This is a genomic window from Arthrobacter sp. M4, assembly GCF_020251205.1.
Lineage (GTDB): Bacteria > Actinomycetota > Actinomycetes > Actinomycetales > Micrococcaceae > Arthrobacter.
In genome coordinates this window covers 55,626-66,239 of sequence record NZ_JAIWYX010000016.1, presented here as the reverse complement: position 1 = coordinate 66,239, position 10,614 = coordinate 55,626, and the positions used below count along the sequence as shown (strand labels likewise).

The window sequence follows — 10,614 nt, the reverse complement described above, 5'->3', positions numbered from 1 at the left end:
GCTTCGGCCAAGTTGGCAGGCTCCTGTTCGGCGAAGTTGGCAGGGTCTTGGGCTTCGGCCAAGTTGGCAGGCTCCTGTTCGGCGAAGTTGGCAGGGTCTTGGGCTTCGGCCAAGTTGGCAGGCTCCTGAATTCAGCCAAGTTGGCAGAGTCTTGAAATTCGGCCAAGTTGGCGGAGTCCTGAATTCAGCCAAGTTGGCCGACTCGCGGTTCCATCCGGAATGTGGTTAATCCAAGGGCAGGGTGATCGAAATGGTGGTGCCATCGCCCGGGGTGGAAACGATCGAGACCTCGCCGCCGGCTTCGTGTATGGCAATGGACATAAGACGCAAGCCATAACCATGGGTCCCGGCGACGGAGGCAGACCCAGGGTTGAAGCCGATGCCATTGTCCGTGATGGTCAGTCGGACCCCATGAAACATGCCCTGGAAGGTTGCGGCGAGCCGGACCGTAACGTCGTGTGCGTGGGCGTACTTGAGGGTGTTGCTAAGGGCTTCTTTTGCGGACTGGTACAGCAGTTTTGCGAGGCTGGATGAGATGTCGATGCCGTGGTGCGGCGTCTCCCAATGGATCTCGGTGCCTTCCCTGCGGAGTGGGGCTGTTAGCCGATCGATGCAGCCAGCCAGGCCCAACGCATGAAAGTCAACGTGGCGCTGGTCGGTGATGATGCCGTTGACTGCGATGACCTCGTCTTGAGCAACTGCTGTATTCATGGCTGGCCTTGCTTCCTTGCAATGTTGTGCTCTCGTCGGCGGGCGGGTTCCGCCTTGGTGCTTGGATTAAGCGTGGACCCGTTGGCTCAAGGATCCCGGCAGATTTTGCCGGTTTCTCCCTAGGTTTTTCTCAGGATTTGCAACACACGGGAATCAAGTAGGGGAGCATTCGTCAGCTTGCTTATGAAGTGGCGGATTTCTAGGGTGGTAGGTGACACATAAGAGCGCCGGGAGTGTCCGCGCCCTCCGGTGCGTGGCCACGGGAGGAACCATGTCGGAAGTAACACCAGAACGGAACCTTGAAGGAAAAAAGGTCGCTTTCCTGCTGACGGATGGCGTGGAGCAGATCGAGCTGACCAGTCCATGGAACGCCGTGATGAGCGCAGGAGGACGGCCTGTGTTGGTGGCGCCGAAGGGCGGGCACGTGCAGGGCTTTGCGGGGACGGACAAATCCGAGATATTTGCTGTCGATCTGACCCTGGACTATGCGGACCCATCAGACTTTGACGCACTGGTCATCCCTGGAGGCGTGGTCAACGCTGACCATCTCCGCGTGGATAAGCGGGCGCAAGCCTTCACGAAGGCGTTTTTCGAACAGCACAAACCTGTTGCCTCCATCTGCCACGGCCCATGGCTGCTTATCGATGCGGGCGTTGCCAAAGGCCGGAAGCTCACGTCCTATCACACCCTTCAAACGGACCTAAGGAACGCCGGAGCCGAATGGACAAACGCTGAGGTGGTGGTGGACAACGGCCTAGTGACAAGCCGCAGTCCCCGTGACTTGCCAGCCTTCAATGCCAAGTTGCTGGAGGAGATCACCGAAGGCAGGCACGCAGAACAGACCACCTAGCTGCTAGACGGCTGCGCGGGAAGCTGACTCGACGCGTGGCTGGGCGCCTCGGCCAAGTCCGCGGAGTGAAGCCTTGGTTCCTGTTCCACTTTTGGGCAAATAGGTGAACAGGCGCAGCCGCGGCAAGTGCGGCACGGCGAGGACCATTGGGTCAAAGCTCAACCGGCCGAGATCAGGATGGTCGTACACAACGTCAACATGGTAGGAATCTCCAACCACCTGCCGAAGCCAAAGTCCGCGGAACGCATCCGAGAGGTCGCAGAGCTTACGGGCCATGCTGTCGAACCGGGGATCGTCCGGAAACTTGGCGGATTGGGCGCGGAACTGCGCCACCATGGAGCGCGCCATCATCTCGCGGTGCACGTGTTTGCTTGCAAGGCTCGGATCGGTGAAAAAGCGTTCAAGGCAGCTTGAGCCGACCCGCGTGTCGAACGTTTCAGCAGCTGCGGCATTCATGGCCACGACGGTCCAAAACGGATCGGCAACGTAGCTTGGATTAGCGATGGCATCGACCAGCTCTTGAAGGCGTTCCACCTCTTGGCGGGTGGCTCCCACCGGCTGTGTGGCATTCATTCCGACGACGGCAGGGGAGGGACTCTGTGCTGTCCTGCGCCCGGAGGCGAGCCGATGGACGTAGATCCTGTCTTCCTGGCTGAGCCGCAATGCGTCCGCGATCGCGTCCAGGATCTCCTCGGAGGCTCCGATTGCGCGCCCCTGCTCAAGCCACGTGTACCAAGACACTCCAACGTTGGCGAGCACGGCGACCTCTTCCCGCCTGAGTCCGGGAGTGCGCCGTCGGGGGCTGGCGGGCAAGCCAACGTCCTCGGGCCGAGTCTGTTCGCGGCGGGTGCGGATGAACTCGCCCAGGCGCGCATGGTTGGACGAGGGCAGGGCGGGAGGCATGCGGTCTCCATCAGACGAAGTTGTCCGGCCGGCCAAAAAGGCCGGCCGGACGGACAATCCGGACTCTTGAGTTCGGGGAATGCAGCGGCCGTCAGGCCAGCACGCGCTCCTTCTCGGAACGGACGTCGAGCTGCGCGTACTCCTCCGCAGCCAAACGGGTGGCCTCTGCAGGGGACATCTTCGCTTCGAGCCCGAACAGCATCGCGATTTGCTCCAGCCGTTCCTCGACCGCCCCGGACACCACATGGAACGGGATGTGGAGCTCATCCATCGTCTGCTGCAGGATCGTGTCGGAAAGCCTCCGGAACTGGTCGTTCACCGGGCGGTGGCCGTCGGCGGACAGCGGCAGCTCGTTCTTGAGGTGCACGAACGCGTCGAAGGAACCCTTCACATGCTTCTTGAAACTATTGCCTAGGTTCGTCATAACGTCCTCGAAGAAGGCAAGTTCCGCCGTCTTCTCAACCGTTTCCCCATCCTCCAAGTGGGCAGATGCTGTGGGGTTCAAACCGAGCGAAACCCGGACCGAACCGTAAATCCATTCCTGCAGGGAGGACCCGTCGGAGACGAAACCATCTGCCAAGCGGGCCTCGTAGACAGCGCGCTCAACGTGCCGAGTGACAATCATCTGGATCAGCTCGGCGGCCGTGCACTCTTCAAGGGTTTTGCCCGGAGCGGCCTCAGGCAGGATCTCGCGCATGGTCCTGGCCTTGGTCCGGGGCAGTCCCGTGTAGTGGGAGAGTGCCATGGACGTGAAGGTCTTTCCCGAGGAGTACGTTCCTGAAATGCCAAGGCGCATGGCGGGTGCTCCTAGTCGTTGACGAGCTGGAGCGACCCGGCAGCGCTGAGCTTTCCGGCGAACTCGATAGCGGCGTCGCTGAGGTCGGCTTCGGCAACCTGGCGGCTGCCCTCGACGTCGGCGTTCAGGACCGTAGGTGCGAAACGGATGTGAGTTGCGTCCTCAACGCCCACGAAGTTCAGCCAGTCAGCGAAGTAGGTGGTGCCGAAGTCGGAACCAAAGTTTGCTGGAATGCCAGGGTAGTAAACTCCGCTGGTGTGGATGGCGAGGGCCTGCTTGTCCTCCATAAGGCCCTTGTAGCCCGACTCGGGGTCGAAGCCGAAGCTCCAGCCCGGCTGGGTCACGATGTCGATCCACTGCTTCAGGACGTACGGGACGCCGTTGTTCCACATCGGAATGTTGAACACATATGCATCGGCGGCGGCGAACTGGTCGAACACCTCGCGAGCGGCTTCCCAGGCAGCGATCTGCTCAGGAGTCTGGTCCTGACCGGAGAACACGGCCATCTTGGCGGCAGCGGCAGTGCGGCCGAAGACCGGGAGGGCGCCGTCGTCGAACAGGTTCAGCGTCTCCACCTCAAAGGTCTCGGGGCCGGCGGCCTGGACGGAATCGATGAAGTGCCGGGCAAGCCGCAGGGAATCGCTGTTGGCGTAGCGCGGGGAGGCGTTTACGTGGAGGATCGTTGGCATGGGATTCCTTTCAAGGCTTCGCTTCGGGGCGTTTTGATGCCCTATTCGATCCTTGCCGAGCCCCACGCCACGGCGTAAGAGAGCACTTTATAGTGCCTAGGGCACCTCAAAGTGCCCTGCCCGCTGCCCTTCCCATCCGGTTGTAGCCCAGATCAGGATTCTTCCTGTGGAAGAAGCGAAATTCATGCAGCGCACCGCAGCCTACACCGACATTGATGGCACCGTCACCGCCTACAACACCATCTTCGGCCTCTTTAGGTTCGACGCCGCCGAGCGTGGTTGCGCAGCTAAGGCCGAGGAGTTCCTCCAAGAGCTGCGCTCCGACGCGCTGTATGGCGTTCCCCGAAGCGAGACGAATGCCCGCTACTTCGGCTGGTGGCGGGGGAGGAGCGTCCGCGAGCTTGAAGAACTTGGCGAGCGATGGGCTGATTTCCAGGACAGTTCCCCAGCAGCGGCCAGCGCGCCGGTTCACGTCAGCGCGCCGGCTGATGTCAGCGGGCCGGCTGATGTCAGCGGGCCGGCTGATGTCAGCGGGCCGGCTGATGTCAGCGGGCCGACCCACGTCAGCGGGCCGGCCCAGGACACACCGCCAGAAGAATGGGGGTTCCTCGAACCGGTAGCCGCACTCCTCGACGGCCATGTCCGGGCTGGGCGGCGAATCGTTGCTGTGACGGCGTCCTTTCCTCCGGCTTTGGTGCGTGTCCTCCGGCGCTGGCCCACCCTGGAGTTGCTTTGCGCCGAACTAGTCACCGAACGTGGCGTGTACACAGGCGGGATTGACGAGGCTATGGTTGGCGAGGCCAAGGCCAAGGCCGTTGCTGCCCACGCCTCACGGAACCGCATTGACCTGGCGGGAAGCTTCGCCTACGGGGACCACGCCTCAGACGTTCCCTTCATGCGGCTGGCAGGCCATTCATTGATGATCGGCAATAGCGGTTTGTCGGCACAAATGCCAGTCAACTACGCATTGCGGCAGGAGTTTTCAAAGCGGTAACTGTTTCCAATTAGGCTTGGCCCCGGTCAGTCGAATTGATGGGGAAACTGGGGGAATGACTCTCACCGCTGAACAAAAAAGGCACGAAGCTCGCCAGAACTACAATGCTTCGCTGGTTCTCTGCCCTGCCAGGCAGCTCCTTGAAGCTATCAGCAGCAAATGGGTGACGCTGGTGTTGCTTGCCCTCGAAGACGGTCCCCTTCGCCACAGCGACCTTCGCAAGCGAATTCCGGGCGCAAGCCAGAAAATGCTCACATCAACCCTCCGCTCCTTGGAACGCGATGGCCTCGTCTTGCGACATGTCACTGTGTCCGTTCCAGTGCGGACAGACTACGAACTCACCCCGCGCGGCCAGTCCCTGCTCCGGATCATCTTCGACATGAAGGAATGGGCGGAGGAAAACATGGACGGTGTAGCGGCCTCCCGTCTGGAGCACGATCGCCACCGGCTCGCCTTTAGCTAGCCCAGGTCCCGCGTGCACCTTTTCTGCCTCCACCACGCGGGCGGAACAACCGCGAGCTTTGCGTCGTGGCGATTCCCGTCCATTTCGGTGACGAAGCTTGGCTATCGGGGCAGGGACTTCGAATCACTGTCCCACGCTGCCGACCTGCTGGCTGAAACGGTGGAAGCGTCCCCGTCGCCGCGCCTTGCCGTTTACGGGCATAGCCTGGGAGCGCTGCTTGCGTTCGAGGTGGCCCTTCGCCTTCAGGCCGCTGGCCGCATGGCTCACGTTTTCCTGGCAGCAGCCCGGCCGCCGTTGGAAAGGTACGACGGCGATGCTGCCGCCACTGCTGCTGCCATGGCCCCGGGCGTCATGGCCGCCGCAGCCGCGGAGGCGGGGGGCTTGTCCGCGCGCGCCGCGGAGATCCTGGCCGAAGACCTGGCGCTGCTTTCCACTTATCCGGGCCGGCCGCCGTCGGGACAACTCAGCGTTCCCGCGACGATTGCGTACAGCGCCGATGACCCAGTTGTGCCGCCGGCGGAATGTTTGCGGTGGGCAGAATGGTGCCGGGACGAACCACGACACCTCGAAGTGCCCGGCGACGGCCACCTATTCCACCGGGGCAATCCGCTGCTGTTGAATGCGGTCGAAGCGACCCTTTCTCCGGGCCGCGTCGACGGTTTTTCGTGAGGAAACTGGAAGTCTAGGGAGAAGGTAGCTTGTCGGGTCCCTGATCTCTCGCAGAGCAAGCTGTTGCAGTAGGCCGGGGCGAGGCCCCCACATACACGAGGCCCGGCCGCGGCAGGGCCCCCAAACACGAGGGGCCCCGGCCGGGGCGGGGCCCCCAAACACAAGGGGCCCCGAGAGCTTGCTTCCCCTAATTCGCGCTTACCAGCTCACGCTCCAGAGCGCCCTTGCCTGCCGCGAAGATTGTCGCGATTTCGGCGACTCGCTTGCCGAGGTGCTCGGCCGTCGCGATGTCGGCGGAGTGCACTCCTTCGGGCCCGACGTCGGAGAACGTCTGGGCGGCGGCGCCGTTGAAGTAACCGAATCGGTTGAGGTCATTTTCGGTGCCCTTAGTGCTCTTCCAGCCAGGGAGCAGTCCGAGGTTGATCCAGTTCATGCCGTGCTGGGCTGCCAGCGTGGCGAAGTAATCCAGGGTGGAGTTTTTGTCGCCAGCTTTGCACGCTGCATTGGTGAAGCCCGCGCCAAGCTTGTTGTGCCATTTCTGGACAGCCCAGCGGCTGGCGGTCTTCTCTGCGAAAGCGTGGAATGCCGCCGGAGCCGTGCCCATGTAGGTGGGCGCTCCGAAGATGATGGCGTCGGCGGAGTCGATGAAGTCCCAGGCACCCTCGGTCAGTTCGTCAACGCGCAGGAGAGCGGTGGTGGCGCCCGCAGATTCAGCTGCACCTGTCACGGCGTCTGCCAGGACCTTGGTGTGCCCGGAGCCGGAGTAGTAAAGAACTGCAATCGTCGGAATGGTCATAAAGGTTCCTCCCTGAAATGTTTGGTTGTGGGTCTAGAGGGCGGGTTCGAGTTCCAGCTTCTTTGTGAGCATGCTGGCGGCTGTGGCGGCCGTTCCTGCCTCTGCGAGTTCGAATTCATCCACGCGAACGCCGAACTTGTTGCTCAGGATGACTGCGGCTTCTACGAGCGAGAGCGAATCGATGTCGAGGTCGGTGAATTCGTCGGCCGGAGACATGTGGCTGAGCTCGTCCATGGTGGATCCGATGGCCTCGATGACGTCCAGAGCGGTGATTTCCATTAGCTTCCCCCTATTAACTAGTGGTCCGGGGTATCCGGTGCCACGGTGGTCCTGCGGGCCCGTTGTAGCCATGCAGGCTTCGATGCCGCCCTAGTGTGGGTCGACCACCGAAATCTCTGGCCACGTCATGGCAACGGCGCCCCACGTGGTTCCTCCGCCAAAAGCGGTGAGGATGACTTTGTCTCCCGCGGACCTGTGCCCCTTGGTCCCGGCGTCCGTCATGGCCAGGGGAATTGATGCGGCTGACGTGTTGCCCACCCTGTCCAGATGGACCTCCGCTTTGGACTCTGGAATTCCCGTGACCGAGGCCACCGTGTTGAGGATGCGGAGGTTGGCCTGGTGCGCCACGAGCGAATCAACGTCCGAGGCTGCCCATCCCACATTGGCCAGCACGGTCTCAACAGAGTCGGACATCGCAGACACGGCTTGGGTGAAGACTTCCTTGCCCTGCATCTCGAAGAAAGCACCCTGATGGGGCACCTGGATCAGGGCTTCTCCGTCGCCATCCGAATGAAGGGTTGAGGCCAGGATTGCGCCGGGTTCATCCCTCGTCCCGGCCGTGAGGTAGGCGGCGCCGGCACCATCACCGAAGATCACGGCCGTACTGCGATCCGTAGGATCCAACAGGCGGGTGAAAGTGTCCGCGCCAATCACCAAGGCGGAATCCACCGCACCTGAGCCGATGGCCCACGAAGCCGTGGCCAGGGCGTAGACGAATCCGGAGCACACGGCTGAGACGTCAAAGGCCGCAATACCGTTCAGCCCAAGGTTGGCCGCGACCTTCGGTGCCGTAGCCGGACAGACCTTGTCCGGCGTCGAGGTAGCGACGATCAGGAGCCCGACGGCCGTCGAACTGGCGGAGCCCAGCTCAATGCCGGCTGACTCCAAGGCCCGGACGGCAGCCGTTGTTGCGAGGACGCTGGTGTTTTCCGAATCGTCGGAATGCCTCCGCTCTCCGATTCCCGTGCGGCGGCGGATCCATTCGTCGGACGTGTCCATGATCGACGAGAGGTATTCGTTGGTGACAACCTTTTCCGGGAGGGCGCCGCCCAACCCCCGGACCACTGCGACGCGGCCGCTCATCGCTGGGCTCCCGCGGCATGGGCGCCCACAACATCGTCCGGCAATTGGTGGGCGACGCTGCACACCACTTCACCGCCGTCGAACTTTCCCACAACGTCGGCGACTCGCCAGGTTTCGCCGTCCTTCGCAATCAGGCGGCTCCTCCGCAACCGTACGTCAAGGTGGGATCCGGCGCCCGTCCCGTCGACCGCCGTCGGGCCGGCCTGTTGCAGCGAGATGCGCGTCTTCCGCATCCACAGCGTGTTGCTCTTTGCCCGGCTCATGGCGTCGAGCCTGTAGAGGAGCACCTGGCCTAGTTGCAGTGCGGCCACGAAGTGCTCGACGGCGGACATCGCCTTTGGGTAGGCGGCCTCCAGGCCGTTGCGCTCGCCTTGTGGCAGGTTGAACTCGCCGTGTGGCAGGGGTGACTCGCCGCTTGTGCCTGGGTGCTGACGGACTGTGACCCGTGCGCCCACAGTCCCATCGTCGGGATTGACGGCTACGTCCAGCAGGCTGACTTGCCGCTGGGTCCACAGCTTGCCGTAAAGGCGGGTGCCGGCGTCGCCCACCAACGCGTCCTCAGAGGGGCTCTGCACGGAGGCGAGCCCCAATTCCGTCACTCCGTGGACAAGCTCCAACTCGGCCGACATGGAGGCCACCGAGCAACGCAGGAAGGATAGCCCCAGGCTGTCCGCATCAGGATTCGTGACGGTTTGAAGGGAAGCCGTGCACGGGAGGTCGGCCAGCGAGTCTTCCACCGGTTGGCTGCCACCCGAGATCGTGACGGAGCGTATGTAGGCCGCTGGCAGGACGTCGGGGGAATAGCGGCTGGCCAGAAGCGCTTCGGCCGCTCGCGCTGCGAGGACTAAAACATCCGTGGTTCCCAAATGGGGCGTTTGTGCGGACGTGCCCTTGACGGACCAGGATCCCTGGACCCCGAGACTGGCGGTTGCGGTGAGCGTGGATTCGGGCACCGTGTGCGACACTCTGAGGCCCCTCAGCATCGGGTTGGTGTTCTTGTAACCCTGGCTGAAGAAGCGGTGGCGGCCGTCGCCCAGGATGTCGTCGATGGAGTCGTAGGCCTCGATGGCAGGTCCACTGGCAAGAGACGTGGCCGCAATTGGCATGGCTGTTCCTCGGTTCGTCGTCGGCGGTGATCCTAGGATCCAACGGGTACCCGGGGGCTAAACAGTGTTGCCGGATGGTGGTGCTGGGAGCACCACCCTGGGGCCGCACGGCAGCGACGACGGGCAGCGACGGGCAGCGACGACGCGCAGCGACGGGACAGCGAGGACGGGCAGCGACGGGCAGCGACGGGCAGCGACGACGGGCAGCGACGAATTTTCCACATGTGACCACGCGAGGGTGGCCGTGGCAGCGGGTTAGCGGCGTGGGCTGGGGAGTTAGCGGTTGAGGGCAGCTTCCAGCATTTCCGGCAGGCGCAGGCCTACACCGCCGTCCTTGAGGCTGCTGATTTGATGCACGGCGAAACCATCCCACCAGTAGACATGTGGACTGAACGGAGCCGGATGGTTGTTGTACTGCACGCTGCTGGCGCCTAGGAGGAAGTCCAGGTCACCAGCGGTGGTGCCTTCGCCAATGATGTGGATATTGATGATGCTGGAGGCTGGTGCGGTGAGGAGTGCACCTTGGACCCCCACCGTAAATCCGAGCCGCTCGAACAACTCATCCGGAAAGGCCAACCACGTTGATTGGAACGAGTGGTCCGCTTCCACGCAGAAGAAGGCACCGTTCCTCCCCTCCAGCTGCTCCGGAACGCCGACACCCAGGTTAAAGAAGTTACCGATGGCAGCCGACCACACGGCGTCGTGGCCCAGCCGCTCCATGTCTTGGTCCGTGAGGTACAGGAGGCTGTGGCTGCCGTCCATCACGGCCAGTACCTTCAGTCCGGACTGGTCCAGGCCGTAGCTGAAGTTCCCAGCTGCTTCGCCGAAGGCAGCGGGCTCGCATACCTTGGCGCGAACGTAGCCCAGCACAGTGCTTGGCGGCAGGTCCTGGATGCGCGGTGCACGGAGGGCCAAGTCCACGGCAGCGAAGTGCGCCCGAACCAGCGGTTTCCATTGCCGCTCAGGCGCCAGGGCGACCATCCGTGAGAGGCTTTCGAGCTGGACCTCTTTGCCGTTGCCCACGTTGATGACGGCGTGGTCGGCGGTGGCGCTGTAACCGAGTCGTGATAGCGAAGCGATGGAGAGCTTGCGCAAAGTGGCGGCCTGCCCTGCTGACAATACGGGAAGAAAGGGGTCCGGTTCCTGGGACTCTGCGCTTCGGCGGCTGAAAAGGCGCATCATTGGTGTGCCCCGGATCGCGGCATGGAGCTTGGAGGCATGAGGGCACAAAAGGCCATGAGTCTTCCCTGCTGCTAGAGACCGACAACGTACCCT

13 protein-coding genes are annotated in these 10,614 nt (G+C 62.8%); 4 read left to right on the top strand and 9 right to left on the bottom strand.

The features are described from left to right. Positions 1–225: 225 nt before the first annotated feature. Positions 226–711 carry a sensor histidine kinase gene (locus LD110_RS19810; RefSeq protein WP_225501432.1) on the bottom strand — a complete coding sequence of 162 codons (486 nt, stop codon included), beginning with the start codon at positions 709–711 and terminating at the stop codon, positions 226–228. Between the two features lie 271 nt (positions 712–982). On the opposite strand from LD110_RS19810, the gene LD110_RS19805 reads away from it, so the two are divergent. Continuing rightward, a complete protein-coding gene (locus LD110_RS19805; RefSeq protein WP_225501430.1) occupies positions 983–1,561 on the top strand; it encodes a type 1 glutamine amidotransferase domain-containing protein in 579 nt (192 codons plus the stop codon). Between the two features lie 3 nt (positions 1,562–1,564). Here the strand turns inward: LD110_RS19805 and LD110_RS19800 are convergent, their stop codons facing one another. The 3 genes from LD110_RS19800 to LD110_RS19790 all read right to left on the bottom strand — a co-directional run bounded on the left by LD110_RS19800 (position 1,565) and on the right by LD110_RS19790 (position 3,949). After that, positions 1,565–2,464: a helix-turn-helix transcriptional regulator gene (locus LD110_RS19800; RefSeq protein WP_225501427.1), complete on the bottom strand. Its 900-nt coding sequence runs from the start codon at positions 2,462–2,464 to the stop codon at positions 1,565–1,567. A 91-nt stretch (positions 2,465–2,555) separates the two neighbouring features. After that, entirely contained in the window at positions 2,556–3,260 is a 705-nt protein-coding gene (locus LD110_RS19795; RefSeq protein ID WP_225501425.1) for an AAA family ATPase, read from the bottom strand. Between the two features lie 11 nt (positions 3,261–3,271). Then, positions 3,272–3,949, bottom strand: a complete 678-nt coding sequence (locus LD110_RS19790; protein ID WP_225501423.1) for an FMN-dependent NADH-azoreductase — start codon at positions 3,947–3,949, stop codon at positions 3,272–3,274. Between the two features lie 184 nt (positions 3,950–4,133). On the opposite strand from LD110_RS19790, the gene LD110_RS19785 reads away from it, so the two are divergent. From LD110_RS19785 to LD110_RS19775, 3 genes are read left to right on the top strand one after another with little or no spacing between them, the layout of a single operon-like run. Continuing rightward, positions 4,134–4,943: an HAD family phosphatase gene (locus LD110_RS19785; protein ID WP_225501421.1), complete on the top strand. Its 810-nt coding sequence runs from the start codon at positions 4,134–4,136 to the stop codon at positions 4,941–4,943. Between the two features lie 55 nt (positions 4,944–4,998). Next, on the top strand, positions 4,999–5,406 hold the full coding sequence (locus LD110_RS19780; protein ID WP_225501418.1) for a helix-turn-helix domain-containing protein: 408 nt from the start codon (positions 4,999–5,001) through the stop codon (positions 5,404–5,406). Positions 5,407–5,418: 12 nt separating this feature from the next. After that, positions 5,419–6,075 (top strand): alpha/beta fold hydrolase, encoded by a 657-nt coding sequence (locus LD110_RS19775; protein ID WP_225501416.1) that lies wholly within the window; start codon positions 5,419–5,421, stop codon positions 6,073–6,075. Positions 6,076–6,262: 187 nt separating this feature from the next. Here the strand turns inward: LD110_RS19775 and LD110_RS19770 are convergent, their stop codons facing one another. From LD110_RS19770 to LD110_RS19750, 5 genes are all read right to left on the bottom strand, one after another. Beyond that, positions 6,263–6,871, bottom strand: coding sequence for a flavodoxin family protein (locus LD110_RS19770; protein ID WP_225501414.1), 609 nt, complete (start codon positions 6,869–6,871; stop codon positions 6,263–6,265). 33 nt (positions 6,872–6,904) lie between these two features. Next, a complete protein-coding gene (locus LD110_RS19765) occupies positions 6,905–7,150 on the bottom strand; it encodes a phosphopantetheine-binding protein (protein ID WP_225501412.1) in 246 nt (81 codons plus the stop codon). 90 nt (positions 7,151–7,240) lie between these two features. Next, entirely contained in the window at positions 7,241–8,233 is a 993-nt protein-coding gene (locus LD110_RS19760; RefSeq protein WP_225501410.1) for a beta-ketoacyl-ACP synthase III, read from the bottom strand. Beyond that, positions 8,230–9,339 (bottom strand): AvrD family protein, encoded by a 1,110-nt coding sequence (locus LD110_RS19755; protein WP_225501408.1) that lies wholly within the window; start codon positions 9,337–9,339, stop codon positions 8,230–8,232. Before LD110_RS19755 ends, LD110_RS19760 begins: the two co-directional genes overlap by 4 nt. Before the next feature lie 276 nt (positions 9,340–9,615). Continuing rightward, entirely contained in the window at positions 9,616–10,458 is an 843-nt protein-coding gene (locus LD110_RS19750) for a hypothetical protein (RefSeq protein ID WP_225501406.1), read from the bottom strand. Positions 10,459–10,614 lie beyond the last annotated feature (156 nt).

What these genes read in the sequence shown, in the direction of transcription:
- LD110_RS19810 (WP_225501432.1), bottom strand. Translation starts at nt 711, where the DNA reads ATGAATACAGCAGTTGCTCAAGACGAGGTCATCGCAGTCAACGGCATC.
- LD110_RS19805 (WP_225501430.1), top strand. Translation starts at nt 983, where the DNA reads ATGTCGGAAGTAACACCAGAACGGAACCTTGAAGGAAAAAAGGTCGCT.
- LD110_RS19800 (WP_225501427.1), bottom strand. Translation starts at nt 2,464, where the DNA reads ATGCCTCCCGCCCTGCCCTCGTCCAACCATGCGCGCCTGGGCGAGTTC.
- LD110_RS19795 (WP_225501425.1), bottom strand. Translation starts at nt 3,260, where the DNA reads ATGCGCCTTGGCATTTCAGGAACGTACTCCTCGGGAAAGACCTTCACG.
- LD110_RS19790 (WP_225501423.1), bottom strand. Translation starts at nt 3,949, where the DNA reads ATGCCAACGATCCTCCACGTAAACGCCTCCCCGCGCTACGCCAACAGC.
- LD110_RS19785 (WP_225501421.1), top strand. Translation starts at nt 4,134, where the DNA reads ATGCAGCGCACCGCAGCCTACACCGACATTGATGGCACCGTCACCGCC.
- LD110_RS19780 (WP_225501418.1), top strand. Translation starts at nt 4,999, where the DNA reads ATGACTCTCACCGCTGAACAAAAAAGGCACGAAGCTCGCCAGAACTAC.
- LD110_RS19770 (WP_225501414.1), bottom strand. Translation starts at nt 6,871, where the DNA reads ATGACCATTCCGACGATTGCAGTTCTTTACTACTCCGGCTCCGGGCAC.
- LD110_RS19765 (WP_225501412.1), bottom strand. Translation starts at nt 7,150, where the DNA reads ATGGAAATCACCGCTCTGGACGTCATCGAGGCCATCGGATCCACCATG.
- LD110_RS19760 (WP_225501410.1), bottom strand. Translation starts at nt 8,233, where the DNA reads ATGAGCGGCCGCGTCGCAGTGGTCCGGGGGTTGGGCGGCGCCCTCCCG.
- LD110_RS19755 (WP_225501408.1), bottom strand. Translation starts at nt 9,339, where the DNA reads ATGCCAATTGCGGCCACGTCTCTTGCCAGTGGACCTGCCATCGAGGCC.